Genomic DNA, 24,847 nt, shown 5'->3' with positions numbered 1-24,847 from the left:
GGCCCACCACTTGAAGGTAAAAACGACGTTGCCGAGACTATGCCTTCAAGTTTCGAAGTCAAGAGGAAGGCGTAGTGAATTTTGTGACCACGGCATGGTGGCTTGTGTTCAAGTTTTGAAGATTGTTGAGGGCTGTCAGCGAAGACGCTGGCTGATGACCTTGGAAACACCGTCCCCCTGCATGGAGACGCCGTACAGCGCGTCGGCGACCTCCATCGTCCGCTTCTGATGAGTGATCACGATCAGCTGGGAACTCTCCTGGAGCTCTTCCATGATCCCGATCAGCCGCTGGAGATTGGTGTCGTCGAGCGCGGCCTCGACCTCGTCCATCACATAGAACGGACTCGGCCTGGCCTTGAAGATCGACACCAGGATGGCCACGGCGGTCAGCGACCGCTCTCCGCCGGAGAGCAGCGAGAGCCGCTTCACCTTCTTGCCCGGCGGCCTGGCCTCGACCTCGACCCCCGTGGTGAGCATGTTGTCGGGATCCGTCAGAATCAGCCGGCCCTCGCCCCCCGGGAAGAGCCGCGCGAAGACCCCTTCGAACTCCCTCGCGGTGTCCCGGAACGCCTCGCTGAAGACCTGCTCAACGCGCTCGTCGACCTCTTTGATCACCCGCATCAGGTCGGTGCGCGTCTTCTTCAGGTCTTCAAGCTGCTCGGAGAGGAACTTGTGCCGCTCCTCCAGCGCCGCGAACTCCTCAAGGGCGAGCGGATTCACCTTTCCGAGCTGCTGGTACGCCCGTTCGGCCGCCTTGAGCCGCTTCTCCTGCTCCGCGCGCACGAACGGCCGCGGCTGATCGCGGCCCTCCTCCGGATCCTCCGGCGCCTCCCCGCCCCCGACGGGCGGCGACGGCGGCACGGGCCGGTCGGGCCCGTACTCCGCCACCAGTACCACCGGTTCCACGCCCAGTTCCTCCAGCGCCCTGACCTCCAGCTGCTCGATGCGCAGCCGCTTCTCCGCGCCGAGCACCTCACCGCGGTGAACCGAATCGGTCAGTTTGTCGAGTTCGCCCTTCAGGTCCCGGCCGCGGTCACGCTCCGCCACGAGTTCGCGCTCGCGCTCCGCCTTGGCCGCTTCGGCCGCGACGCGCTCCTCATCGGCCCGTACGAGTGAGACCTCGACGTGGGCCAGCAGCTGACGTGCTCCCGACGCGACGGCCCCCGCCACCTGTGCCTCGTGCCGCAGTCGCGCGCGCCGCTGCTCGGCGCGCGCCCGCTCCTCGCGCTCGGCGCGCGCCCCCCGGTCGAGTGCGTCCGCCCGCCCGGCGAGGCCCTTCACCCGCTCCTCGTGCGTACGGACCTGGAGCCTGGCCTCCATCTCCGTCTGGCGGGCACGGGCCCCGTCGGCGGCCAGCCGGTCCCGCACGGAAGTGTCCGGCTCGTCTTCCCCCCGGTCTCCGAAGGGGGAGGACTCCTCGGCCACCAGGAGCCGTTCCGCCAGCTCCTGTGCCTCCTCGGTGGCGCGCTCCAGCGCGTCGCGGGCCCCGGCGGCGGCAGCGGCCGACCGCTCGGCCTCGTCCGCCGCGCCGCGCGCCTGCCCGGCGAGCCGCCCGAGCCGCTGCGCGACCCCGGACTTCTCCCGGTCGGCGGTCCTGCGCCGCTCCGTCAGCTCCTCCACGAGCGCGGCAGCCGCGTCACGCCGCTCCCCGGCGCGGTGCTGCTCCCCGGCCAGCTCTTCGCACCGTACGGCCAGCTCCGCCAGCTCGGCGGCGGCCTCGTCGACGGAGGCCCGCACCTCCAGCAGACTCGGCGCCCCGGCCGACCCGCCCTGCGCGAAGTGCGCCCCGAGGACATCGCCCTCGGCGGTCACAGCGGTCAGTCCGGGTTGTTCGGCGACCAGATCCTCGGCGTCCTCCAGTGTTCCGACGACGACCATGTCCCGTACGAGCCGCCGCACCGCGGGCATCAGCTCCGCGGGCCCCCGCACGAGGTCGGCGACGGCCGGAGCCCGGCCGGCCGCACGGCGGGACGCGGCCGCCACCGCGCCTTCCGCGGCCGACGCGCCGGGAGCGTCTTCGGGACGGCCCGGCCGGGCCCCGTGGTCCCCCCGGGCAGAGGCGTCTGCCTGTCCGCGACCGCCACCGGGGTCATCGGGGCACCCGGCGTCGCCGTCCACCTCGGCCCGGGCGGACACCGCGGCCCGGGCAGGGACACTTCCGCCCGCCTGCGGTGCGGTACTGCCCAGCAGGAGCACCGCCCGGCCCGCGTCCTGCTTGCGCAGGAGCCGGATCGCGTCGGCGGCCGTGGCCGGGCCGGTCACCGCGAGCGCGTCCGCCGCGGCGCCCAGCGCCGCCGCGACGGGGATCTCGAAGCCCGGGGTCACCGTGAGGAGCTCCGCCGCCGGGCCCAGCAGTCCGACCGGCCGGGGCCGCGCTCCGAGCAGCGCGCCCGTGCCGTCCTTGCGCCGCAGTCCCAGGGCCAGCGCGTCGTGCCGGGCGGATGTCGCGGCCCGCCGGCGCTCGGTGGAGGTGGCCGCCTCCCGGGCGGCCGTGAGCGCGGCCTCCGCCTCGGCGAGCTCCCGCCTGGCCGCCTGGTACTGCTCCGCCAGGTCGGCATCGCCCGCGTCCAGCTGCTCCACCTCGGCCCTGAGCTGCTCGTACTCCTCCTGCGCGGCGGCGGCCCGCTCCTGGGCGCCCTCGTGCGCGGCGGCCAGCCGGTCGATCTCGGCCTGGGCCGAACCGGCCCGGCTGCGGGCGGCGTTGACCTGGCCGCTCAGCCGGGCGAGGCCCTCGCGCCGGTCGGCGATGGCGCGGGCGGCGTCCTTGAGCCTGCGCTCCTCGGCGGCCAACTCCCGTTCGAGTCCGGCCCGGTGCTCGACCGTGTCGTCCAGTGCCCGCTGCGCCGCCTCCAGCGCGGCTGCCAGTTCCGCCTCCTGCTCACGGATCCTGGCGGCCTCGCGCTCCATGCTTTCGGGATCCCTGAACCCCTGGCCGCGCCGCTCCTCCTCGGGGGCGGCCGTCGCGCTCTTCACCCGGGCTTCGGCGAGCGAGACCGTGCCGCGCACCCGCTCGGCCAGCTGTGACAGCTCGTACCAGGTCTGCTGTGCCCGCTGCAGTCGCGGCGCGAGGCGGCGCACCTCCGCCTCCAGGTCGGCCTCGCGCACCAGCGCGGCCTCCAGCTGCGCCTGGGCCGCGTCCTTGCGCTCCTTGAGCGCCGCCTCGTCGGCGAGCTCCGCGCGCAGTGCGTCGCGCAGTTTCACCAGGTCGTCGGCGAGCAGCCGCAGCCGGGAGTCGCGCAGGTCCGCCTGGATGACGGCCGCCCGCCGTGCCACCGCGGCCTGCCGCCCCAGCGGCTTGAGCTGTCGCCGCAGCTCATCGGTCAGATCCTGTATGCGCGAGAGATTCGCCTGCATCGCGTCCAGCTTGCGCAGCGCTTTCTCTTTCCGCTTGCGGTGCTTGAGAACACCCGCGGCCTCCTCGATGAAAGCCCTGCGCCCCATCGGATCGGCATGCAGTACGGAGTCGAGCCGGCCCTGCCCGACGATCACGTGCATCTCCCGCCCGATACCGGAGTCGGAGAGCAGCTCCTGGATATCGAGCAGTCGGCACGTATCGCCATTGATCTGATATTCGCTGCCGCCGTTGCGGAACATGATCCGCGTAATGGTCACTTCGGCGTAGTCGATGGGCAGCGCGCCGTCGGAGTTGTCGATGGTCAGCGAGACCTCGGCGCGGCCGAGCGGCGGCCGTCCGGTCGTCCCGGCGAAGATGACGTCCTCCATCTTGCCGCCGCGCAGCGACTTCGCTCCCTGCTCTCCCATCACCCAGGACAGCGCGTCCACCACGTTGGACTTGCCCGAACCATTGGGCCCTACGACACAGGTGATGCCTGGTTCGAACCGCAGTGTTGTGGCCGATGCGAAGGATTTGAAACCGCGGAGAGTCATGGCCTTGAGATGCACCGCCGCACTCTACCTTTCACCGGCGGTTTCACCCGTGAACGCGCAGGGCACATCAGACGGTAAGGAAGAGGTCCAGCGCCGGACGGCGCAAAAAAGAAGGGACGCCGAAGCGTCCCTTGCAATGTCTTGCTGATAGATCTTGAGCAGATCTCAAGCGGCTGATACGGACAGCCCGACGGGTTCTTCTACGGACCCGATCAGGTGAGCGCAGGCTCCGCCTGGGGTACGTCGATGTCGATGCTGTCGAGCAGCGAATCTCCGCGGTGGTGAGCGGCGGCGCTCAGCTCGTCGTTCTCGGACTGAATCCGGTTGAGCTCGGACTCAAGATCCTGAACGCGCTGCTGAAGCCGTCGCATCTCGGCGAGGAGTCGCGGGTCGGAGCCGCCGACGTAACCGAGAAGCGCCTTTGCCATGATGGATGGTCCTCCACACTGAGTGACCGACCGAAGCGGTGGTGGGTCGTGAGGGAATCGCACCCGCGGTGCTTGTCATCTCTGTTGTTCTCAATGCCAAACAGCTAAGGTGCGCGGGGCTTCCAGAGTCTCACCAAAAAGTTTGACGGTCAACACGATCACGCCCCGTATCGACGGGCGACCCGGGGGCGCGCGGCCGCGAATGCGCGGCGCCGCCTCTGCTGCGGGGCCCTGGGGGCGTGGAGATCATCCTTACCTCGGCAGCTTTCCACGGCGAGCGTTTCTTGACAACCACCAGGTCGTTTCTGCTCCAAGCCCCTGACATGGGCATCTCCGGAATGCGTCGGCAGGCCCGTACGCCGGGATCCGGTCAGCGGATCGCGAAGCCCGTATAGCCGCCGCGCGGTGTGCTCCAGATCTCAGTCACTCCGTCAACGTGCCCGGGAGTGTCGGAGGAGCGCAGCCACTCCAGCAGACGGTGGCAATTCTCACGCGGCCCCTCGGCGACCACCTGCACCCGGCCGTCGTCCAGATTGAGGGCGAAGCCGGTGAGCCTTCCGATTTCCAGAGCGTTTTCCCTGGTGAACCAGCGGAATCCCACTCCCTGTACTCGGCCGCGTACCCAAGCGGTGAGCCGTACCTCTTCGTTCATGGCTGCACGCTAACTGGCCAATAGCTCAGGAGACACTTCACCCCCACCCGTCATGGCGTACAGTCCCGACGAAATAATCCCTCACTCTTTCGGGTGAGGCGCATTGACGTGGACCACGTCGAGCAAGCATGAGGAAGGCACAGCAGATGGGACGCCATCGTCGTTCCGCCGCCGGGCCCGTCGCAGCGGAACACGCGGACGACCCGGCAGGCCGGCTCCAGGGTGGTGCTCGCCGCCGGAAGAAGCGGACCGCGCCCGTACGCACCGGGCTGCTCGGCGTCTCCGCCGCCGTGGCGCTGGGCGCCGTGGCGGTCACCTCCGGGGTGCTGCCCGGCGGGGACAGCTACTCCATCAGCGGTGGCGGTGCCGGCGACCGGGTCCGCGCCGAAGGCCCGGCCGGGCTCGAAACGCAGGGCGGCAGCACGGGGGAACCCACGGACACGGTGGCGACACCCGCTCCCGACGGCGACGAGCGTGCGCACGCGCCGTCGAAGTCCCCCTCGCCGAAGCCCACGCAACCCACGAAAACCGCGAAGCCCTCCGCCAAGCCCTCGGCCAAGCCGTCCGCGGAGCCTTCCGAGCGGCAGACGGTCGCGGACAGCCGTACCGGCGCCGACAAGCCTGCCGAGTCGCGGAAGAGCCCGAAGCCCGGACGCACCACTTCCGCCCCCACGGCGAAGGCCCCGGAGAACGAGAAGGGCGGCGGAAGCGGCAACGCCACCGGCTCCGGCTCCGAAGCCACCGCCGAGGCCACCGTCCTGGCCCTGGTGAACCAGGAACGGGCGAAGGCGGGCTGCTCCCCGGTCCGGGCCGACGCCTCGCTGGCCCTGCTCGCCGAGAACTTCAGCCAGGACATGGCCGCCCGCGGCTTCTTCGACCACACCGACCCGGACGGGGCGACCCCCTGGGACCGCGCCGAGAAGGCGGGCATCGACGGCCTGGGCGGCGAGAACATCGCCCGCGGCCAGGCCGACGCCGAGTCGGTGATGGACGCCTGGATGAACAGCGAAGGCCACCGGGCGAACATACTGAACTGCAACTTCAAGACCCTGGGTGTCGGCGTGCACATGGGCCCGGGCGGCCCCTGGTGGACCCAGAACTTCGGCTTCTGACCGCCACCGCCACTCCTCTCGCCACCGCCCCTGCCCTCGCAGTCGGCGCCGTCGTGTCGCGCGTTACGCGGGGAGGCGCGGCGGGCGCTGACAGCGGGGGCAGAAGTAGCTGGAGCGGTTCATCCAGGGGCGCCGGCGCATCGCCGTACCGCAGCGACGGCAGGGCTCGTCCTCACGCCCGTACGCGTCCAGGGACCGCTCGAAGTAGCCCGACTCGCCGTTCACGTTGACGTAGAGGCTGTCGAAGCTGGTGCCGCCGACGGCGAGCGCGGCGTTCATGACGTCCCGGGCGTGACCGAGGAGCTCGGCCGCGCGGGGGCGTGTGAGGGACGCGGTGGGGCGCTCGTAGTGCAGCCGCGTGCGCCACAGCGCCTCGTCCGCGTAGATGTTGCCGACGCCGCTGATCAGCGACTGGTCGAGCAGGGCGCGCTTGACGGTCGTACGGCGCAGGCGCAGCGCCGCAGAGAACGCGTCGTCGTCGAAGAGCGGGTCCAGGGGGTCGCGCGCGATGTGCGCGATGACGTCGGGAAGCCCGTCCGGGGAGTTGTCGTGCAGCGAGAGCCCGCCGAAGGTGCGCTGGTCGACGAAGCGCAGCTCCGTACCGAGCACATCGTCGAAGCGGACGCGGATGCGCAGGTGCTTCTCGTCGGGGGCGGACTCGGGCTGTACGAGCAGCTGGCCGCTCATCCCGAGGTGGCCGAGGACGGAGGCGTCGGTGTCTTCGAGCGGCAGCCACAGGTACTTGCCGCGGCGGCGCGCGGCCCCGATGCGGTGCCCCTGGAGGCGTACGGCGAAGTCCTCGCCGCCCGCGAGGTGGCGGCGTACGGACCGGGGGTGCAGCACCTGTACTTCGGAGACGGTGCGGCCGGTGATCCAGCGCTCCAGCCCACGCCGGACGACTTCGACTTCGGGCAGCTCAGGCACGGGTGCAGCATACCGCTGGGCCCCCTGCCGGGATTCGGCAGGGGGCCCAGCGGGCAGTGCTCGCGCGGCTCAGGCAGTGGCCGGAGCCGACGGCGTGGTCGCGTCGTCGGCCGTGGCCGTCACCGGCGTCGGCTCGGCGGGGGCCGCGGCCCCCGCCTCGCGCTCGTCCGCGGCCGCGCGTATGGCGCGCCACGCGGACTCCGCCGCCTGCTGTTCCGCTTCCTTCTTGCTGCGGCCGGTGCCGGTGCCGTACGAGACACCACCGACGCGGGCAGCAGCAGTGAAGGTCTTCTGGTGGTCGGGTCCGGTCTCCGAGACGAGGTACTCGGGTACGCCGAGGCCCTCGCTCGCGGTGAGTTCCTGGAGACTGGTCTTCCAGTCCAGGCCCGCACCGAGGCTCGAAGACTTCTCGATCAGCGGGTCGAAGAGCCGGTGCACCAGTTCCGATGCGGCTCCGAGGCCCTGGTCGAGATAGACCGCGCCGATCACCGCTTCGAGGGTGTCGGCCAGGATGGATGCCTTGTCCCTGCCACCCGTGCCCTCTTCGCCCCGGCCGAGCCGGATGAAGGAGCCGAGTTCGAGGCCGCGGCCCACCTCCGCGAGTGCACGAGAATTGACCACCGCGGCCCGCAGTTTGGCCAGCTGGCCTTCCGGCAGATCGGGGTGGGTCCGGTACAGCGTGTCCGTGACCACCAGGCCGAGCACGGAGTCCCCGAGGAACTCCAGACGCTCGTTGGTGGGCAGGCCGCCGTTCTCGTACGCGTACGAACGGTGGGTCAGCGCACGCACCAGAAGGGCGGACTCGAGCTGATACCCGAGCCGCCCTTCCAGAAGCGTGCGGGACGAGGCCGTGTTCTCCGCCGGCTTCTTGGCGTTGTCCGCCTTGGCGTCAGACATCGTGCCTCTCACCAGCCGCTCAGACCTCGAGGACCTGGCGCTTGTTGTACGTGCCGCAGCTCGGGCACGCGATGTGCTGGAGCTTCGGCTCCTGGCAACGCTCACACGAAACCAGGGTGGGGACCGCAGCCTTCCACTGCGACCGGCGGTGGCGCGTGTTGCTGCGCGACATCTTCCGCTTCGGAACAGCCACGGCTACTTCTCCTGCTTCTCGTCGACGCCCGACTCGGCGGCGTCGCCAGTGTTGTCCTTCTCGCCGTCCTGGATGGTCCCGGCGAGTCCTTGCAGTGCCGCCCAACGGATGTCGACGGCGTCATGGTTGTGATCGGGGTCCTCTTCCAGCCTGATCCCGCACTGCGGGCACAGGCCGGGGCAGTCCTCCCGGCACACCGGCTGCATCGGCAGTGCAAGCACCACCGCATCACGCAGCACGGACTCGAGGTCGAACAGACCGTCCTCGAGGTAGAGCGTGTCCTCGTCGTCCTCGTCGTCGTCGGCCGGTTCCGCTTTTGCGCGGCCCCGGTCATCGGCGGCAGGGTACGAGAACATCTCCTGGAAGTCCGCTGCAACGTCGAGCTCCAGCGGCTCCAGACACCTTACGCACTCCCCCTCGGCCGTCGCACGGGCGGTGCCTGTGACAAGCACCCCTTCCATGACGGATTCGAGGCGGAGCTTGAGATTCACCGGTGCGCCCTCGGGCACGCCGATGACCCCGTCGAGACCGAGGTCCTTGGGGGCCGCCACCGAGCGGGTCAGCCGCTGGAGCGCACCGGGACGCCGACCCAGCTCGTGCGTGTCGAACACGAGGGGGTTGCGGTGGTCGAGGTGGGCGTTCAGGGGTCTTCCTGCTTTCGGTTCGCTGTGGGGGCCGCCATGTCGCTGTCGCAGAAGCGAAGCGGGCAGCAGTGATCGCGGGCATACGCGCGACCGAAGAGCCAGGATACTTGACGCTTCGCCCAGGGCCCAATCCGGACCCCGGCGCTCTGCCGCCCTACCGTCCCTGCTCGTACTCCCGCAGCTGGTCGAGGTCGATCATGCTGGTGTCGAAGAGGCTGGTCTCGTCGAGCGCGGCCTGTTGTTGCTGCTGGGGCTGTCCGGTCATCTCCGGCTGCCCGCCGTAGCCCTGGTCGTAGCCCTGCTGCTGGTACGCGTAAGGGTCCTGCGGCTGGTACGCATACGGATCGTGCTGCTGCTCGGCGTACGGGGCCTGGGGCTGCTGGTACGCGTAGGGGTCCTGCGGCTGCTGTTGTTGCTGCTGCTGGTACGCGTACGGGTCGTACGGCTGCTGCGCGGGGATCTGCGGCGCGCGCACGGCCTGCTGCGGCTCGGCCAGGTCGGCGAGGAAGTCCGCGTCGCTGCTGTGCTGCTGTCCCGCCTCGTCCTGGGCCGCCATGTGGGCGCCGAGTTCGTCCGAAGCCACCCGTCCGTGCAGCTTCTGCCGGCCGCGGCCGACCGCGTCGAGGGTCTTGGAGAGCACGGCCTCGAAGGCACCGAGCTTGGTGTCGACGTACTCGTCCGCGCGCTGCCTCAGCGTCTCCGGGTCGTGGCTGCGCTCCGGGGCTTCCTCGTCGGCGTAACCGTGGTCGTCCAGGCCGGGGCCCCGGCCGAGCAGCTTCTCGCGGCCGCGGTCGACGGAGCCGAGGGTCTTGGTGAGGACGACTTCGAAGTTGGCGAGCTTGGAGTCGACGTACTCGTCGGCCTCGGCGCGGATCTCCTCCGCCTCCCGGCGGGCCTCGCCGAGGATGCGGTCGGCCTCCTCCTGGGAACGCCGGGCGATCTCGGTGTCGGAGATCAGCGAACCGCGCTGGGCGTGCGCCGACTCGATGATCCGCTCGGCCTCCTGGCGGGCCTGCTCGGTCAGCTGCTCGCGGTCGCCGATCAGCTCCTGGGCCTGCGCGAGGGAACCGGGGAGGGCCTGGCGTACCTCTTCGAGCATCGACAGGAGATCGGCGCGGTTGACCACGCACGAGGCCGACATGGGCATGGACCGGGCACTGCCGACCGCCTCGACGATCTCGTCGAGCTTCTTCTGCACGTCCACCGTGTGCTCGCCACCTGTTCTTCCGGCTGGAGACGGACGGGACGACTGTACGGGCAGTCGGCCCCCGTCCGACAGCTGGTGACGTTCCGTCAGGTTGTCACTTCTTCGCGAGACGCTCGGTGAGTGCGCCGAGCACCCTCGGGGGGACCAGGTGGGAGACGTCGCCGCCCCAGGCCGCGACCTCCTTGACCAGGCTGGAGGAGAGGAAGCTGTAGGTGGGGTTGGTGGGGACGAACAGGGTCTCGACGCCCGAGAGGCCGTTGTTCATCTGGGCCATCTGCAGCTCGTAGTCGAAGTCGCTGACCGCGCGCAGGCCCTTCACGATGGCCGGGATGTCGCGCTCCTTGCAGAAGTCGACGAGGAGGCCGTGGAAGGACTCGACCTCGACGTTGCCGAACTCGGCGGTGATCTCGCGGATCAGGTCGATCCGCTCCTCGATCGTGAAGAGCCCCTGCTTCGACTGGTTGATCATCACCGCGACGTGTACGACGTCGTACAGCTTGGAGGCTCGGGCAATGATGTCGAGATGTCCATTGGTGATCGGGTCGAATGACCCGGGACAGACTGCGCGGCGCATCTGTAGTCCCTCGCTCTCCGGTCCGGTCATCGTGCGTCTTCGCACGTAGCGGCGGCGCGACCGTACCAAAGCGTCCCCTCGCCGTAACGACGGGCCCGCAGTGGCTCGAATCCCTTGGGCCACTTGAATTCGCCGCCTCTTGTGCTGCGCTCCACGGTGGCGACGGCATCGTCCGTGAGCCAGCCCTGGGTACGGAGTGTGAGGAGGATCTCGCGAAGATCGTCGTCGGTGACGGCGTACGGCGGGTCGAGGAACACCACGTCGTACGGCGTACCGGGGGCCGGGCCCGTGACGATCTGCTCCGCCTTGCCCGACCTGACCTCGGCGCCGGGCAGGCCGAGCGTACGGACGTTGTCCCGGACGGTGCGGGCGGCCCTGCTGTCGGCCTCGACGAGCAGGGCGTGCACGGCGCCGCGGGACAGCGCCTCCAGGCCCACGGCGCCCGAGCCCGCGTACAGGTCGGCGATCCTGGTGCCTTCGAGCGTGCCGAGCAGCGACTCCCAGGTGGAGAAGAGGCCCTCGCGCGCGCGGTCGGATGTGGGGCGGGTGCCGTTGCCCGGCGGGACGGCCAGGCGGCGTCCGCCGGCCGTGCCGGCGATCACGCGGGTCATGGGTGTCGGGTCCTAGGGTCGTGTGCGGTGGGTGTGCCATGAGCGGAAGGGGTGCCGCTCCCCTCATTGTCAGCCCTTGTCGAGGTACTGCTCCCTCTCCTTGTCGAGGAGGGCGTCGAGGGCGGTGCGCAGCTCGGGGAGCCGTTCGAGCTCGGGGTCGTCGGCGACGACCGCGACGGCCTCCTCGCGGGCCGCCACGATGACCTCCTCGTCCTCGATGACGGCGAGCATCCGCAGGGACGATCTGACACCGGACTGGGCCTGGCCGAGTACGTCGCCCTCGCGGCGCTGTTCGAGGTCGATGCGGGACAGCTCGAAGCCGTCGAGGGTGGCGGCCACGGCGGAGAGCCGGGCGCGGGCCGGGCTCGCCTCGTGCGCCTCGCTGACCAGCAGACACAGCCCGGGGGCCGCGCCGCGCCCCACCCGGCCGCGCAGCTGGTGCAGCTGGGACACGCCGAACCGGTCGGCGTCCATGATCACCATCGCGGTGGCGTTGGGGACGTTCACGCCGACCTCGATGACGGTGGTGGCGACCAGGACGTCCACCTCGCCCGCGGAGAAGCGGCGCATCACGGCGTCCTTGTCGTCGGGCTGCATCCGCCCGTGCAGGACTTCGACGCGCAGGCCCTTGAGCGGGCCGGCGGCGATCTGCTCGGCGATCTCCAGGACCGCGAGCGGCGGCCGCTTCTCGGGATCCTCCTCGGCCTGCTTCTTCTTGGCGGCTTTGGCGGCCTTCGGGTCGTCGTCGCCGTCGCCGATGCGGGGGCAGACGACGTACGCCTGGTGTCCGTTCTCCACCTCCTCGCGCACGCGCTCCCACGCGCGGGCGAGGAAGTGCGGCTTGTCCTTGGCGGGGACGACGTGGGTGGCGATGGGCGAGCGGCCGGCCGGGAGCTGGTCGAGGACCGAGGTCTCCAGATCTCCGAAGACGGTCATCGCGACCGTGCGCGGGATGGGGGTCGCCGTCATCACCAGCAGGTGCGGGGGCTGCTTGCCCTTGGAGCGCAGGGCGTCGCGCTGCTCCACGCCGAAGCGGTGCTGCTCGTCGACGACGACCAGGCCGAGGTCGTGGAACTGCACCTTGTCCTCGATCAGCGCGTGCGTACCGATGACGATGCCCGCCTCGCCCGTCACCAGGTCGAGGAGGGCCTGGCGACGGGCGGGCACGCCCATGGAGCCGGTGAGCAGCACGACCTTGGTGCCCTGCTCCGCGCCGCCGAGCATGCCGCCCTCGGCCAGCTCGCCCATCATCTCGGTGATCGACCGGTGGTGCTGCTGGGCGAGCACCTCGGTGGGCGCGAGCATCGCGGCCTGGCCGCCCGCGTCGACGACGGCGAGCATGGCGCGCAGCGCGACCATCGTCTTGCCGCTGCCCACTTCGCCCTGGAGGAGGCGGTGCATGGGGTGGTCGGTGGCCAGGTCGTCGAAGATCTCCTTGGAGACTTTCTGCTGGCCGTCGGTGAGGGTGAAGGGCAGCTTGGCGTCGAAGGCGTCGAGCAGACCGCCGGGGGCGGGCCTGCGGGCGACGGCCGGGAGCTGGGTGTCGGCGAACCGGCGCCGGGCGAGCGCCACCTGGAGGACGAATGCCTCGTCCCACTTGAGACGGTCCCGTGCCCCGGTGATGTCCGCCTTCGTGCGCGGGCGGTGGACCTTGCGGAACGCGTCGGGCAGGTCGGTGAGCCCGCGGTCCCGGCGCAGGGCGGGCGGCAGGGGGTCGGCGACCTCCTGCCAGCCGGTGGCCTCCATCGAGGCCAGGACCACGTCGACCGTCTTGGCGATCTTCCAGCTCTCCATCTGGGAGCAGGCCGGGTAGAGCGGGATCAGCTGGTTCGCCCAGGCCTCGACGGCATCGGCGCCGCTGTCCTTGCCGAGCATCTCGTACGCCGGATGGGAGAGCTGGCGGATGGTGCGGAACATGCCGACCTTGCCGGAGAACATGCCGCGGCGGCCCGGCAGCAACTCCTTCTGGTGGTGGTAGATCGACTTGCCGAAGAAGACCAGTTGGAGCCGTCCGCTGCCGTCGGTGAGGGTCACCTCCAGGCGCTGGCCCTTGCCGTTGTTGAACCGCAGGACGCGGGCGTCGGCGACCTGGGCGACCACGGTGGCGTGCTCGTCGAGCGGGATGTCGGCGAGCTGGGTCAGCTCACCGCGCTCGGCGTACCGCCGGGGGTAGTGGTGCAGCAGGTCACCGACCGTGTGCAGGTCGAGGTGCTCGGCCATCACCTTCGCGGTGGTGCCGCCGAGCGTCTTCTTGAGTGGTTCGTCGAGCGCGGGCACGGGATCCATTGCACACCACGCCACTGACAACGGGCCACGTTCCCTCGCGGGAGGCACCGTTCCCGGGGCGGGGCTGGGCGGGAAGAGCGCTACTCGACGCCGATCAGGAGGGGGGACGACTGGCGGCCGCCGTCGTACGTCACCGTGTCCACCGCCAGGTGGGACTCCCGGACGTACGCCTCCAGGTACTCCGCCAGGCCCTCCGGCGCCGCCTCCCCCAGGACCAGGGTGACCATCTCGCCGCCCGCCGCCAGCATCCGGTCCAGGACCGTGCGGGCCGCCGCCGCCAGGTCGGAGCCGATCACGGCCACGTCGCCGTCGATCAGGCCGAGCACGTCGCCGGCCTGGCAGATGCCGGCCATCGTCCAGGACTGGCGTTCGGCGACGGTCAGTTCGCCGTAACGGGTGGCGCCGGCCGCCGACGTCATCGCGACGACGTCCTCGTCGAAGCGGCGCTCCGGCTCGTGGACGGCGAGGGCCGCGATGCCCTGGACCGCCGCGCGGGTCGGGATGAGGGCGACCCGTACCCCTTCGGCACGGACCTGTTCCGCCGCCGCGGCCGCGGTGTGCCGCAGGTCGGCGTCGTTGGGCAGCAGGACGACCTCGCGCGCGTGGGCGCGCCGGATCGCCTCCGCCAGCTCCCCGCTCGCGGGCGGCTCCCCCGGGCGCGCGAGCACTGTGGTCGCGCCGGCCTCCGCGCACAGTCCCGCGAGGCCTTCGCCGGGTACGACCGCGACGACCGCGCGCTGGGCGCGTTCCCGGGACGGCGCGACCCGGTCGGCGGCGAAGTGCGTGATGCGGATCCGGTGCGGCCGGCCGGCCTCGACGCCCGCCTCCACCGCGGCGCCCGCGTCGTCCACGTGCACGTGCACGTTCCACAGCCCGTCGCCGCCGACCACCACGAGCGAGTCCCCGAGCACGTCGAGCCGGGACCGCAGCCGGGCCACCGCCGCGTCGTCCGCCTCCAGGAGGTAGATCACCTCGAAGGCGGGGCCGCCCTCCTGCGCCGCGCCCGCCCGCTCCACGTCGGCCGGGCAGCCGCCGGCGGCGGGCAGCGGCGCGGGCGCCTCCCGCTTGCGTACGGCGACGGCCTCGCCCGAGACCGCTTCGACCAGGGCCCCGAGCACGGCCACCAGACCCCGCCCGCCCGCGTCGACGACGCCCGCGCGGCCGAGCACGGCCAGCTGGTGGGGGGTCGCGTCGAGTGCGGTGCGCGCCCCTTCGTACGCCGCGCGCGCCACCTCGGCGGTGGTGGTGCCCGTGCTCTCGGCGGCTGTGGCAGCGGCGGTGGCGACGGTGAGGACCGTGCCTTCGACGGGGTGTGCGACCGCCTGGTACGCCGATTCGGCGGCCCTGCGCAGTGCGCGGCGCAGGCCGTCGGCGTCGGCGGCGCCGTCGGACAGCTCCTGTGCCATGCCGCGCAGCAGCTGCGCCAGGATGGTTCCGGAGTTGCCCCGGGCGCCGATGAGGGCGCCGTGCGCCATCGCCCGTACCGCGTCCGCGAGAGCGGGGCCCGAACCCTGCGCAGCGGCGGCGGTGACGGTCTCGTGCGCGGTGAAAACCGCTTCGACGGCCTGGGCGGCGGACTCCACGGTCAGGTAGAGGTTGGTGCCGGTGTCCCCGTCCGCGACCGGGTAGACGTTGATCGCGTCGATCTCCTCGCGGGCTCTGCCCAGCGCCTCCAGGGCCAGCGAGCACCAGGTGCGTACCGCGACGGCGTCGAGGGTCTGCGGCACCTGGCGTCCTCCTTGAGAGCGGGTTGCACCGCAGGGTAGTCGCGCGGTGTGCCGCGCAGGAGGCGGGGGCGGAGCCGGGGAACCGGACGGGGGGACCGGGAGCCGTGGTAGTTTCGTTGTACGGGAGCAGCCGATGTATGCTGCTCCGGTTGCCCGATGAAAATCGGGACTTCCCCCCGGCTACGCCACTCGATTCTTCGATCCCGGCATGCCGGGATCCCTGTAAGTGCATCTGAAGTCTTTGGAGTGACCCGTGGCTGCCAACTGCGACGTCTGCGGCAAGGGGCCGGGCTTCGGCAACAACATTTCGCACTCGCACCGCCGTACGTCCCGTCGCTGGAACCCCAACATCCAGCGCGTGCGTGCAGTGGTCGGTCGGACGCCGAAGCGGCTCAACGCCTGTACCTCGTGCATCAAGGCCGGCAAGGTCTCGCGCTGACGTAACTTCCCCGAGCTCTTGAGGAGCAGGGGAGACCCCTTTGCGCGGCCACCTTCTGGTTGCTTAAGAACCGGCCCACCCTCGCGGTGGGCCGGTTCTTTTTGTGCCCGGACGCGGCTCTGTTCTCGTACAGCTACCGCCGGGTGGCGTGTAGCGCTGAGTAACTACTTGGGGTTGCGGGCCGCACTGCTGGAGGGCGGCGAAGTCGGCGTGCGCCGTCTTGACGGCCTCCGGGCACGCCTGGGTTTTCTCGTGCTCGGCCAGTGCCCGGTGGATGCTGGAGAGGCTGGGGCTCTGTCCCTTGCGGCGGCCGGTGCGGGTGAGCAGGTCGGGCTGGATGTCCTCGACGGTTTCGCCGTTCGCGCGGCGGCGGAGGACGGTGTGCAGCATGTCGTCGGTGATGACCGGGGGCCGGCCACCGCGGTTGCCCTTGCGGGCCGCGGTGCCGAGTCCTTCGAGGGGGGCCTCGCGGATGTTCTCGCGCTCGGTCTCGGCCATCGCGGCGAAGAACCCGAACAGCAGGCGTCCCGGGCCGCTGGGGTCGTACCTCCCCTGGAGGGGTCCGGCGAGCATTTCCAGCACCAGACCGCGGGCGGTGAGGTGGTCGGCCGGGGCGGTCAGCTCTGCGGCACCGCGTCCCAGGAGTTTCATCTCGTACACCGTGAAGATCACATCGTCACCATCCCCAAGTCGGTACGCCCCGAGCGGATGGCCCAGAACTTCGACGTTTTCGACTTCCAGCTCACCGACGACCAGATGGCCCAGATCGCCACGCTCGACACCGGGAAGACACTGTTCTTCGACCACCACGACCCCGGGATGGTCACCCGGCTCGGCAAACGCCGCCTGGACAGCTGAGCGGCAGGAGATCGTCCTGCCTTCCTGGCGGACCTCGGCAACATCGTCTCCACCACGGCTCAGGCCAGGAGCCCGGGTGTCACGCCGGGGCTGCGGCTGCCTCTCCCCGCGGGGCGCGCGGGCCGGGCACCGCCGCCCGGACGGACAGGTCCAGATCGAGGCGGCTGTTCATGTCCAGCTCGAACCTGCCGTACGGATTCACATGGGTCCAGAACAGCGGCGGCAGCGTCCGGCGGTCCGCGTCGGTGAGCTTGTCCGCCCACTTCGGATCGGCCGGGACCTCCTGCATCAGCAGCGTGTTGACGTGCGCCAGCGCGGACTGGAGCAGGTGCAGCGCAGGCATGGACACCTCCCGGGACTCCTTGTCCGTACCGGCCAGGTCGCCGTCCTTGCCGTAGAGGAGGTCCTTGTTCGCGGAGTTCCGGTTCTCCACCACCTGCAACACCTCGCGGATCTCGCGCCGCATCTCGACATCGGCGAGGCAGTCGCAGACGAACGAGGTACGCACCGCCCGGCCCAGCTCCTCGATCGCCCGGTACGGCGGGTGCTTGGGCCCTCCCGGGATGAAGCGGCGCAGGTCCGGCGCGCCCCGGGGCCGGCGGCTCAATGCGCTCGTTACGGCACCGGACCACCACCGCCGCCGCCGGACGATCCCTCGACAGCTCCACCGGACACAGTTCAGCGGCCAGCCACTCGGCCAGCCGCTCCTGGTCCTCCTCGGTTGTTCGCCCTGAACCCGTACGCCTCCCGGATGTCCTTACGGTGCCGCTTGATCCGGTCGCCCTGCCAGCCGTAGTCCGCCCACGCCCCGGCCGGAACCTTCAGCTGCTGGGCCACGTACTCCACCGCCGCCGCGGGCATCTCCGCGGCGGACTCCGGGAACCGGGCCTCCACCTCAGAAAACTCGAGCAACAACGCGAAGCCCGACCGGGCCGTCCCGGACTTGTTCCGCACCCTCTTCGTGTCGTCCTCGAGCAGCGTCCAGAGCTCGATCAGGTCTTCCGGCTCCCCGTCCTGCCGCGTCCACCCACCCCTCACCGTCACTCGTTCCACTCACCGAGGCGGCCGGCCCGGGGAAACGAGGGCCGTGGCAGTCACTCAGCGCTACACACCACCTGGCGGTACCTGTACGAGAACAGGGCCGACGTGCCCCGGCGCCGCACCGACCTGTCCGAGGCGCCGAAGGACTACTCCTGACTGTTCCTGAGCGGCCAGCCGTGGTCGACCGGCCCGATCCCCGCGCCGAGCGCGAATCCGGCGGCGATGGCCTCGGTCACGTACTCCTTGGCGGCGGCCACGGCCTGCGGTACGTCCAGCCCCTTCGCCAGGCCCGAGGCGATCGCGGAGGCCAGTGTGCAGCCCGTGCCGTGGGTGTGCCGGTTGTCGTGCCGGGGGGCGCGGAGCCAGTGCTCCTCGGTGCCGTCCGTCAGGAGGTCCACCGCGTCGCCCGGCAGGTGTCCGCCCTTGACGAGCACCCAGCGGGGCCCGAATTCGAGCAGCGCTCCGGCCGCCCGCCGCAGGCCGGCCTCGGACTCGACGCGTACGCCGGTGAGCTGGGCCACCTCGTCGAGGTTCGGGGTGGCGACGGTCGCCGTGGGCAGGAGCTTCGTCCGTACGGATTCGAGGGCGGAGGTGGCGAGCAGCGGGTCGCCGTGCTTGGAGACGCCCACCGGGTCGACGACCACCGGGGCTTCGGTCCCGGCCAGCAGCTCGGCGACCGTCTCGACGAGTTCGGCCGAGGACAGCATTCCGGTCTTCACGGCCTGTACGCCGATGTCGTCGACGACGCTGCGGTACTGGGCCCGCACGGCCTCCACCGGCAGGTCCCAGACGCCTTGCACACCCAGGGAGTTCTGCGCCGTCACCGCGGTGAGCACGCTCATGCCGTGCACGCCGAGGGCCAGCATCGTCTTGAGGTCGGCCTGGATGCCCGCACCGCCGCCGGAGTCGGATCCGGCGACGGTGAGGACGCAAGGGAGTATTCGCATACCCGCGAATCTAGTACGCCCCGGCTACGGGGCGGTCTCGATGTCGCCGAAGTGATCGTCCCCGAAGTGGTCCCAGCCGCCCTTGCTCGTCCAGGGCGCCCCGTCGACCGTCACCTGCGGCAGCGCCGACGGGTTGAGGACCTCACCGATGATCTTCCAGCGGGCGGGCAGCTTCGTGTCCGGCGGGAACGTCGCCACGATGGCGTGGTCCTCTCCCCCGGTCAGCACCCACTGGAGCGGGTCCACGCCGACCGCCTGCCCGATGTCCGACATCTGGCTCGGGATGTCGATGAGCCCGGACCGCAGGTCGATACGGACCTTGCTGGCCTGCGCGATGTGTCCGAGGTCGGCGACGAGCCCGTCACTGACGTCGGTCATGGCGGTGGCGCCGAGTCCGGCCGCCGCGGGGCCGGCGTGGTACGGCGGCTCGGGGCGCCGGTGCGCCTCGACGAAGGCGCGCGGCGAGCGGAAGCCGCGCGAGAGGACCGCGAGTCCGGCCGCCGACCAGCCCAACCAGCCGGTGACGGCGACGACATCGCCGGGCTGGGCGCCGGACCGGGTCACCGGTTCGTGGTTGCGCAGGTCGCCGAGCGCGGTGATCGCCACGGTGATGGTCTCGCCGCGTACGACATCACCGCCGACGACGGCGGCGCCCGCGACCTGGCATTCGTCCCTGATGCCGTCCATGAGTTCGGTCGGCCAGCTGACCGGGAGCTCGGCGGGGACGACCAGGCCGAGGAGGATCGCGGTCGGAACCGCGCCCATGGCGGCGATGTCGGCGAGGTTCTGGGCCGCGGCCTTGCGGCCCACGTCGTACGCCGTCGACCAGTCGCGCCGGAAGTGGCGTCCCTCGAGCAGGATGTCCGTACTCGCCACGACCCGGCGGTCGGGTGCGGCCACGACGGCGGCGTCGTCGCCGGGCCCCAGCCGTACCGCCGGGGTGGTGGTGAGCCGGGAGGTGAGCTTGTCGATGAGCCCGAACTCCCCCAGCTCGCCCACAGTGCCCTTCATGGATGTGCCCCTTCTGCCCCAGTGCGCTTGCGGTCGCGAGCCATCACTGCTGTAGGTACCGTCAACACATACGTCAACTTCTGATCTCCGTACGCCACGCGCCGGACGACGACGGCCGCGCAGGTCTCCCCGCTGCCCGCGACGACGCGATACGGTGGCGTCTCTTTCCCCCACATGATCCTCGTGGCCGCCCTGGAGGTTCCGTGGTACAGGCGTACATCCTCATTCAGACCGAGGTGGGCAAGGCGTCGACCGTCGCCGACCTCATCGGCAAGATTCCGGGAGTGATCCAGGCCGAGGACGTGACCGGACCCTACGACGTCATCGTGCGCGCGCAGGCCGACACGGTGGACGATCTCGGCCGCATGGTGGTCGCCAAGATCCAGCAAGTGGACGGCATCACCCGTACTCTGACCTGCCCGGTCGTGCACCTCTAGCCCCCGTCTACCCTTGGCCGGTGACCACTTCCCGCCGGCTTCTGTCGCTGTCGTCCGCCGCTCTGCTGCTCGCCGCATCCGGATGCTCCTTCACGGACGGTGCCGTGGCGGTCCCGGTTCCCGCCCCGTCCTCGCAAGAGGCCGAGGTGTGCCGGGCGCTGCACCGTGAGCTGCCCGAGACCGTCGACGGGCAGAAGCGGCGCACCGCCGACCCGGAGTCGGACCTCACCGCCGTATGGGGGGATCCGGCGATCGTACTGCGCTGCGGCGTCCCCCGGCCGGAGAAGATGAGCGATCCGCAGGCGAAGGGGGTGGAGGCGGACGGCGTCAACTGGATGCTGGAGCGGCAGGAGGACGGCGGCCCGCGGTTCACCACCACGTACCGGGAGGCGTACGTCGAAGTCACGCTCCCTGCGAAGTACGCCCACGACGTCACGCCGTTGGCGGCCTTCGCGGGGCCGGTGGAGAAGACGGTGCCGGACAGCCTCTAGCCCTGCCGCCCGGCCCCCGCATCGTCGACGCGGTCCTGCCGTCGACGCGGTCCGCCGTCAGCGCGGTCCCGTCGTCAGCGCGGTCCCGCCGTCAGCGCGGTCCCGTCGTCAGCGCAGTCCCGTCGGGCGGCGCAGCGCGGCCTGGATCAGCCGGTCGACGAGCTCCGGGTAGGACACCCCGGTCTCCTGCCACATCCGCGGGTACATGGAGATCGGCGTGAAGCCCGGCATCGTGTTGATCTCGTTGATCACGAACTCGCCGCTGTCCAGCAGGAAGAAGTCCGCGCGCACCAGGCCCTCGCAGGACGCGGCGTCGAACGCCTCGACCGCGAGCCGGCGCACCTCGGCGGTCTGCTCCTCGGTCAGCGGCGCGGGCACCAGGCCGGACGCCGAGTCGATGTACTTCGCCTCGAAGTCGTAGAAGTCGTGGGCCGTGACGGGCGGGATCTCGGCGGGCACGCTCGCGCGCGGCCCGTCCTCGAACTCCAGCACGCCGCACTCGATCTCGCGGCCGCGCAGCAGTGACTCGACGAGGATCTTCGGGTCGTGGCGCTGCGCCTCCTCGATCGCCGCGTCGAGGCCGGAGAGGTCGTCCACCTTGGTGATGCCCATCGAGGAGCCGCCGCGGGCGGGCTTCACGAAGAGCGGCCAGCCGTGCTCGCCGGCGAAGTCGACGACCTTCTTGCGGGCGGCGGAAGGATCGTTTTCCCACTCCCGGGGACGGATGACCTCGTACGGGCCGACCGGCAGCCCGAAGGAGAGGAACACCCGCTTCATGTACTCCTTGTCCTGGCCGACGGCCGAGGCGAGCACACCGGAGCCGACGTACGGGACGCCGGAGAGCTCCAGGAGGCCCTGGAGGGTGCCGTCCTCGCCGTACGGGCCGTGCAGCACGGGGAAGACGACGTCGACCTCGCCCAGCGCCTTGGGCACCGAGCCCGGCTCGCTGTAGACGACTTCACGGCTGCCCGGGTCGACCGAGAGCACCACGCCGCCCTCGGTCGACTCGGCGAGGCTCTCGACGCTCGGCAGCGTCCGGTCGGCGATGGTCATCCGGTCGGGCTCGTCGGCGGTCAGCGCCCAACGGCCGTCCGTCGTGATGCCGATCGGCAGTACGTCGTACTTCTCCCGGTCGATGGACCGCAGTACGGCGCCGGCCGTGACGACCGAGATGGCGTGCTCGGAGCTGCGGCCGCCGAAGACGACGGCCACGCGCGGCTTGCGGGGCTCCTGCGCAGGGCTCTGGGGGAGGTTCTCGCTGCTCATATCGCGTTGAGACTACCGTGCACATCCGGTGTCGTGGAGTGCGGGCGCGGGCGCGGCGTGCTGCCCGGCCCCCGGGCCGGTGGCCGGAGGCCACCTCAGCACCTCGAAGCCCGGGAAGCGGCGCGAGAGGTGCGTGAAGAAGGAGTCAGCGGCGCTCGGGCTTGGCGCTGCGCGACATCAGCTCCTTCAACGCCACGATCGGCGGCTTCCCGTGGTGGACGATGTCGACGACCGTGTCCGTGATCGGCATGTCGACGCCGTGGCGGCGGGCCAGATCGGCCACCGACTCGCACGATTTGACGCCCTCCGCGGTCTGCTTGGTGACCGCGATGGTCTCCTGGAGCGTCATTCCGCGGCCGAGGTTGGTGCCGAAGGTGTGGTTGCGCGAGAGCGGCGAGGAGCAGGTGGCGACCAGGTCTCCGAGGCCGGCGAGACCGGCGAAGGTCAGCGGGTCGGCTCCCATCGCCAGGCCCAGGCGGGTCGTTTCGGCGAGGCCGCGGGTGATGAGCGAGCCCTTGGCGTTGTCGCCCAGGCCCATGCCGTCCGCGATGCCGACGGCGAGGCCGATGACGTTCTTGACCGCGCCGCCGAGTTCGCAGCCGACGACGTCGGTGTTGGTGTACGGGCGGAAGTACGGGGTGTGGCAGACGGACTGGAGCCGGATGGCCACCGATTCGTCGCGGCAGGCGACGACCGCGGCGGCGGGCATCCTGGCCACGATCTCCTTGGCGAGGTTGGGGCCCGTGACCACCGCGACCCGCTCGGCCGGCGCCTTGGCGACCTCCTCGATCACCTCGCTCATCCGCTTGGCGGTGCCGAGTTCGACGCCCTTCATGAGGGAGACGAGGACGGTGTCGGCGGGCAGCAGCGGCGCCCATGCGGCGAGGTTGGCGCGCAGCGTCTGCGAGGGGATGGCGAGCACCGTGAAGTCGGCGCCCTCGGCGGCCTCGGCCGGGTCGGTGGTGGCGCGCAGCGAGGGGGGCAGCTCGACGCCCGGGAAATAGTCGGGGTTCGTACGGCCGTTGTTGATGGCGTCGGCGACTTCGGCGCGGCGGCCCCACAGGGTCACCTCGCAGCCCGCGTCGGCCAGCACCATGCCGAAGGCCGTGCCCCAGGAACCTGTTCCGAATACGGCCGCCCTGACCGGCTGGCGTGTCACTTTGCGCTCTCTCCCTCGGCCTTTTGGCGCTGCTGCGTGCGGGCCCTGCGGTGGTCGTACGGCTCGGCGGGTGCGGGCTCGCCGCGCAGCTCGGCGAGCTGCTGGGTGATGGCGGACATGATGGCCTCGGTCGCCTCGCGGAGCACCTCGGGCGACGGTTCCTTGTCGTAGAACCGGTCCAGGTCGACCGGCGGACCCGCCTGCACCTGAAGTGTCTTGCGCGGGAAGAGCTGAAGCCTGTTCTCCTTGGCGTACGGCGGCATCGCCAAGTTGGCGCCCCACTGGGCGACCGGAATGACGGGGGCCTTCGTCATGAGGGCCACGCGCGCCGCTCCGGTCTTTCCCGCCATCGGCCACATGTCGGGGTCTCGGGTGAGGGTGCCCTCGGGGTAGAAGGCGACGCATTCGCCGCGCTCGATGGCGGCGACCGCCGCGCGGAAGGCGTCGAGTGCGTCGGTGGTCTCGCGGTAGACGGGGATCTGGCCCGTACCGCGCAGCATCATGCCGACGAAGGGGGTTTTGAAGAGGCCCGCCTTGGCCAGCAGCCGCGGAACGCGTCCGGTGTTGTACTGGAAGTGCCCGTAGGAAAGCGGGTCCAGGTAGGAGTTGTGATTGACCGCGGTGATGAATCCGCCCTCGGCCGGAATGTGCTCCATTCCACGCCAGTCCCGCTTGAACAGCACCACCAGCGGCGGTTTGGCGATGGCCGCCGCCAAGCGGTACCAGAAGCCGATTCTGCGGCGGGACACTCGAACACCTTCCTCTAAGACCGGGCTGCTTGTACATATGCGCCCGGTCAGCCGCACAAGTGTCGCTCCAGGTCCCCTGTCTGTCGAGAACACCGTACGCCCCGGGCCGGGCCCCGGACCCCTGCCCGCCGCACGCGCGGGCCACAATGGGGCCCGACGCGCACGGGACGGAGGGCTGGCCACTGAACACGCTCCGGACCGCTCCCTGGTCCCTGGTCGTCCCCCTGAAGCCCCTGTCGCTGGCCAAGAGCAGGCTCTCCCCCGCGGCGGGCGACGCCTTGCGCCGGCGGCTCGCTCTGGCCTTCGCCGAGGACACCGTGGCCGCCGCGCTGGCCTGCCCCGCCGTACGGGATGTGGTGGTCGTCACGGACGACGCCCCCGCGGGCGCCGCCCTGGCCGCCCTCGGTGCGCGCATCGCGCCGGACACCCCGGCGGCGGGTCTCAACGCGGCGCTGGCGCACGGGGCGCGCACGGTACGGGCGCTGCGGCCCCGCGCCGCCGTCGCCGCGCTGAATGCCGATCTTCCGGCCCTGCGGCCCGCCGAATTGCGGCAGGTGCTCGAATACGCCGCCGCATTTCCGCGCGCATTTCTGGCCGACGCGGCCGGAATCGGCACAACGTTGCTTTCCGCCGCTCCTGGGGTGGAATTGACGCCGCTCTTCGGCGGCCCTTCGCGCGCCCGCCATTCGGCATCCGGGGCCCGGGAAATACCTCTCGCCGGAGTCGATTCCGTACGCCGGGACGTGGACACGGGCGACGATCTGCGGGCGGCCGTGACGCTCGGCGTGGGCCCGCGCACGGCCCGGCTGAGCGCGGCGGTCACCGGCCGATACGCTGCGGTCATGCAGGCGACCGCGTACACGTACGACTCCGAGACCCGCAGCGGCAGTGTGCTGCTCGACGACGGCACCCCGGTGGACTTCGACGCCAGGGCCTTCGACGCGGGCGGCCTGCGGCTGCTGCGTCCGGGGCAGCGGGTGCGCATCGAGGGGGACGGCGAGGGGGCGGCGCTGCGCATCACCCTGGTGACCCTGCAGACGTTCTGACCGTCTCCGGGTCTCCGGAGACCCGCCGGGCCCGGGAGTGCGGTCCGGCGCGCCCCTGGCCACGCGCCCAGGACACACCGCGGGCCGGGCTCCCCGTAGGGAGCCCGGCCCGGCGCGTGAGTCCTTGCTCTGCTGCTCCTACTTCCCGGCAGCGGTCTTCTTGGCGGTGGTCTTGCGCGCCGTGGCCTTCTTGGCGGGCGCCTTCTTCGCGGTGGCCTTCTTCGCCGGCGCGGTCTTCTTGGCGGCCGCGGGCGTGGTCT

The 24,847-nt window shown here is 71.1% G+C and carries 24 protein-coding genes and 2 pseudogenes; 6 read left to right on the top strand and 20 right to left on the bottom strand.

The window, feature by feature from the left end:
* Positions 1–135: 135 nt before the first annotated feature.
* From ACWDZ4_RS09505 to ACWDZ4_RS09495, 3 genes are all read right to left on the bottom strand, one after another.
* The gene (locus ACWDZ4_RS09505; RefSeq protein WP_451507828.1) at positions 136–3,903 is read right to left on the bottom strand and encodes an AAA family ATPase; all 3,768 of its coding nucleotides are present in this window, start codon (positions 3,901–3,903) and stop codon (positions 136–138) included.
* A 197-nt stretch (positions 3,904–4,100) separates the two neighbouring features.
* On the bottom strand, positions 4,101–4,316 hold the full coding sequence (locus tag ACWDZ4_RS09500) for a hypothetical protein (RefSeq protein ID WP_093798817.1): 216 nt from the start codon (positions 4,314–4,316) through the stop codon (positions 4,101–4,103).
* 370 nt (positions 4,317–4,686) lie between these two features.
* Positions 4,687–4,968, bottom strand: a complete 282-nt coding sequence (locus ACWDZ4_RS09495) for an acylphosphatase (protein WP_451507827.1) — start codon at positions 4,966–4,968, stop codon at positions 4,687–4,689.
* Between the two features lie 146 nt (positions 4,969–5,114).
* Here ACWDZ4_RS09495 and ACWDZ4_RS09490 point away from each other — a divergent pair, with 146 nt between their 5' ends.
* Positions 5,115–6,080: a CAP domain-containing protein gene (locus ACWDZ4_RS09490; protein WP_451507826.1), complete on the top strand. Its 966-nt coding sequence runs from the start codon at positions 5,115–5,117 to the stop codon at positions 6,078–6,080.
* Positions 6,081–6,143: 63 nt separating this feature from the next.
* Here ACWDZ4_RS09490 and mutM read toward each other — a convergent pair whose 3' ends face one another.
* The 9 genes from mutM to ACWDZ4_RS09445 all read right to left on the bottom strand — a co-directional run bounded on the left by mutM (position 6,144) and on the right by ACWDZ4_RS09445 (position 15,143).
* Positions 6,144–7,004, bottom strand: a complete 861-nt coding sequence (mutM, locus tag ACWDZ4_RS09485; RefSeq protein ID WP_451507825.1) for a bifunctional DNA-formamidopyrimidine glycosylase/DNA-(apurinic or apyrimidinic site) lyase — start codon at positions 7,002–7,004, stop codon at positions 6,144–6,146.
* A gap of 69 nt (positions 7,005–7,073) precedes the next feature.
* Complete coding sequence (gene rnc, locus ACWDZ4_RS09480) at positions 7,074–7,901, bottom strand: ribonuclease III (protein ID WP_451507824.1); 828 nt, start codon at positions 7,899–7,901, stop codon at positions 7,074–7,076.
* A 19-nt stretch (positions 7,902–7,920) separates the two neighbouring features.
* Positions 7,921–8,094: a 50S ribosomal protein L32 gene (gene rpmF, locus ACWDZ4_RS09475; protein ID WP_003965982.1), complete on the bottom strand. Its 174-nt coding sequence runs from the start codon at positions 8,092–8,094 to the stop codon at positions 7,921–7,923.
* A gap of 2 nt (positions 8,095–8,096) precedes the next feature.
* Positions 8,097–8,738, bottom strand: coding sequence for a YceD family protein (locus tag ACWDZ4_RS09470; protein WP_451507864.1), 642 nt, complete (start codon positions 8,736–8,738; stop codon positions 8,097–8,099).
* Positions 8,739–8,892: 154 nt separating this feature from the next.
* The gene (locus ACWDZ4_RS09465; RefSeq protein WP_451507823.1) at positions 8,893–9,942 is read right to left on the bottom strand and encodes an ATP synthase F0 subunit B; all 1,050 of its coding nucleotides are present in this window, start codon (positions 9,940–9,942) and stop codon (positions 8,893–8,895) included.
* A 97-nt stretch (positions 9,943–10,039) separates the two neighbouring features.
* Positions 10,040–10,519 carry a pantetheine-phosphate adenylyltransferase gene (gene coaD, locus ACWDZ4_RS09460; RefSeq protein ID WP_208857930.1) on the bottom strand — a complete coding sequence of 160 codons (480 nt, stop codon included), beginning with the start codon at positions 10,517–10,519 and terminating at the stop codon, positions 10,040–10,042.
* A gap of 26 nt (positions 10,520–10,545) precedes the next feature.
* Positions 10,546–11,130 carry a 16S rRNA (guanine(966)-N(2))-methyltransferase RsmD gene (gene rsmD, locus ACWDZ4_RS09455; RefSeq protein WP_451507822.1) on the bottom strand — a complete coding sequence of 195 codons (585 nt, stop codon included), beginning with the start codon at positions 11,128–11,130 and terminating at the stop codon, positions 10,546–10,548.
* Between the two features lie 69 nt (positions 11,131–11,199).
* Positions 11,200–13,416 carry an ATP-dependent DNA helicase RecG gene (gene recG / locus ACWDZ4_RS09450; RefSeq protein WP_451507821.1) on the bottom strand — a complete coding sequence of 739 codons (2,217 nt, stop codon included), beginning with the start codon at positions 13,414–13,416 and terminating at the stop codon, positions 11,200–11,202.
* A gap of 80 nt (positions 13,417–13,496) precedes the next feature.
* Positions 13,497–15,143, bottom strand: coding sequence for a DAK2 domain-containing protein (locus ACWDZ4_RS09445; protein WP_451507820.1), 1,647 nt, complete (start codon positions 15,141–15,143; stop codon positions 13,497–13,499).
* A 253-nt stretch (positions 15,144–15,396) separates the two neighbouring features.
* Here ACWDZ4_RS09445 and rpmB point away from each other — a divergent pair, with 253 nt between their 5' ends.
* Positions 15,397–15,582: a 50S ribosomal protein L28 gene (gene rpmB, locus ACWDZ4_RS09440; protein WP_093798831.1), complete on the top strand. Its 186-nt coding sequence runs from the start codon at positions 15,397–15,399 to the stop codon at positions 15,580–15,582.
* Positions 15,583–15,645: 63 nt separating this feature from the next.
* Here rpmB and ACWDZ4_RS09435 read toward each other — a convergent pair whose 3' ends face one another.
* Entirely contained in the window at positions 15,646–16,233 is a 588-nt protein-coding gene (locus ACWDZ4_RS09435; protein WP_451507819.1) for a recombinase family protein, read from the bottom strand.
* A 21-nt stretch (positions 16,234–16,254) separates the two neighbouring features.
* Here ACWDZ4_RS09435 and ACWDZ4_RS09430 point away from each other — a divergent pair.
* Positions 16,255–16,440: pseudogene (locus tag ACWDZ4_RS09430) on the top strand (aldo/keto reductase); the annotation flags it as partial.
* 79 nt (positions 16,441–16,519) lie between these two features.
* Here ACWDZ4_RS09430 and ACWDZ4_RS09425 read toward each other — a convergent pair.
* From ACWDZ4_RS09425 to ACWDZ4_RS09410, 4 genes are all read right to left on the bottom strand, one after another.
* Positions 16,520–17,047 (bottom strand): Tn3 family transposase, encoded by a 528-nt coding sequence (locus ACWDZ4_RS09425; protein WP_451507818.1) that lies wholly within the window; start codon positions 17,045–17,047, stop codon positions 16,520–16,522.
* Positions 17,048–17,118: 71 nt separating this feature from the next.
* The gene (locus tag ACWDZ4_RS09420; RefSeq protein ID WP_451507817.1) at positions 17,119–17,493 is read right to left on the bottom strand and encodes a DUF4158 domain-containing protein; all 375 of its coding nucleotides are present in this window, start codon (positions 17,491–17,493) and stop codon (positions 17,119–17,121) included.
* A gap of 134 nt (positions 17,494–17,627) precedes the next feature.
* Entirely contained in the window at positions 17,628–18,428 is an 801-nt protein-coding gene (gene thiD / locus ACWDZ4_RS09415; protein ID WP_451507816.1) for a bifunctional hydroxymethylpyrimidine kinase/phosphomethylpyrimidine kinase, read from the bottom strand.
* A gap of 24 nt (positions 18,429–18,452) precedes the next feature.
* A complete protein-coding gene (locus tag ACWDZ4_RS09410; RefSeq protein WP_451507815.1) occupies positions 18,453–19,439 on the bottom strand; it encodes a thiamine-phosphate kinase in 987 nt (328 codons plus the stop codon).
* A 203-nt stretch (positions 19,440–19,642) separates the two neighbouring features.
* Here ACWDZ4_RS09410 and ACWDZ4_RS09405 point away from each other — a divergent pair, with 203 nt between their 5' ends.
* Together ACWDZ4_RS09405 and ACWDZ4_RS09400 are read left to right on the top strand one after the other, a co-directional pair.
* Positions 19,643–19,876 carry an Lrp/AsnC family transcriptional regulator gene (locus tag ACWDZ4_RS09405; protein ID WP_344499897.1) on the top strand — a complete coding sequence of 78 codons (234 nt, stop codon included), beginning with the start codon at positions 19,643–19,645 and terminating at the stop codon, positions 19,874–19,876.
* Between the two features lie 20 nt (positions 19,877–19,896).
* Positions 19,897–20,367 (top strand): DUF3515 domain-containing protein, encoded by a 471-nt coding sequence (locus tag ACWDZ4_RS09400; RefSeq protein ID WP_451507814.1) that lies wholly within the window; start codon positions 19,897–19,899, stop codon positions 20,365–20,367.
* A 108-nt stretch (positions 20,368–20,475) separates the two neighbouring features.
* On the opposite strand, the gene ACWDZ4_RS09395 is transcribed toward ACWDZ4_RS09400, so the two are convergent.
* The 3 genes from ACWDZ4_RS09395 to ACWDZ4_RS09385 form a co-directional block, all read right to left on the bottom strand.
* Positions 20,476–21,633, bottom strand: a complete 1,158-nt coding sequence (locus tag ACWDZ4_RS09395) for a D-alanine--D-alanine ligase family protein (protein ID WP_451507813.1) — start codon at positions 21,631–21,633, stop codon at positions 20,476–20,478.
* Between the two features lie 145 nt (positions 21,634–21,778).
* Complete coding sequence (locus ACWDZ4_RS09390) at positions 21,779–22,792, bottom strand: NAD(P)H-dependent glycerol-3-phosphate dehydrogenase (RefSeq protein WP_451507812.1); 1,014 nt, start codon at positions 22,790–22,792, stop codon at positions 21,779–21,781.
* On the bottom strand, positions 22,789–23,541 hold the full coding sequence (locus ACWDZ4_RS09385; RefSeq protein WP_451507811.1) for a lysophospholipid acyltransferase family protein: 753 nt from the start codon (positions 23,539–23,541) through the stop codon (positions 22,789–22,791). Before ACWDZ4_RS09385 ends, ACWDZ4_RS09390 begins: the two co-directional genes overlap by 4 nt.
* Before the next feature lie 146 nt (positions 23,542–23,687).
* On the opposite strand from ACWDZ4_RS09385, the pseudogene cofC reads away from it, so the two are divergent.
* Positions 23,688–24,359 (top strand): annotated as a pseudogene (gene cofC / locus ACWDZ4_RS09380) (2-phospho-L-lactate guanylyltransferase); the annotation flags it as partial.
* Positions 24,360–24,847: the final 488 nt, after the last annotated feature.

The organism is Streptomyces sp. NPDC003016 (genome assembly GCF_053591455.1).
Note: the sequence above shows the minus strand (reverse complement) of the source record. Positions and strands in the feature narration are given on the sequence as shown.

Coding starts and splice junctions, on each gene's coding strand:
- ACWDZ4_RS09435 (WP_451507819.1), bottom strand. CDS start 16,233: ATGAAACTCCTGGGACGCGGTGCCGCAGAGCTGACCGCCCCGGCCGAC.
- rsmD (WP_451507822.1), bottom strand. CDS start 11,130: ATGACCCGCGTGATCGCCGGCACGGCCGGCGGACGCCGCCTGGCCGTC.
- ACWDZ4_RS09395 (WP_451507813.1), bottom strand. CDS start 21,633: ATGAGCAGCGAGAACCTCCCCCAGAGCCCTGCGCAGGAGCCCCGCAAG.
- coaD (WP_208857930.1), bottom strand. CDS start 10,519: ATGCGCCGCGCAGTCTGTCCCGGGTCATTCGACCCGATCACCAATGGA.
- ACWDZ4_RS09410 (WP_451507815.1), bottom strand. CDS start 19,439: ATGAAGGGCACTGTGGGCGAGCTGGGGGAGTTCGGGCTCATCGACAAG.
- rnc (WP_451507824.1), bottom strand. CDS start 7,901: ATGTCTGACGCCAAGGCGGACAACGCCAAGAAGCCGGCGGAGAACACG.
- ACWDZ4_RS09490 (WP_451507826.1), top strand. CDS start 5,115: ATGGGACGCCATCGTCGTTCCGCCGCCGGGCCCGTCGCAGCGGAACAC.
- ACWDZ4_RS09495 (WP_451507827.1), bottom strand. CDS start 4,968: ATGAACGAAGAGGTACGGCTCACCGCTTGGGTACGCGGCCGAGTACAG.
- recG (WP_451507821.1), bottom strand. CDS start 13,416: ATGGATCCCGTGCCCGCGCTCGACGAACCACTCAAGAAGACGCTCGGC.
- ACWDZ4_RS09500 (WP_093798817.1), bottom strand. CDS start 4,316: ATGGCAAAGGCGCTTCTCGGTTACGTCGGCGGCTCCGACCCGCGACTC.
- thiD (WP_451507816.1), bottom strand. CDS start 18,428: ATGCGAATACTCCCTTGCGTCCTCACCGTCGCCGGATCCGACTCCGGC.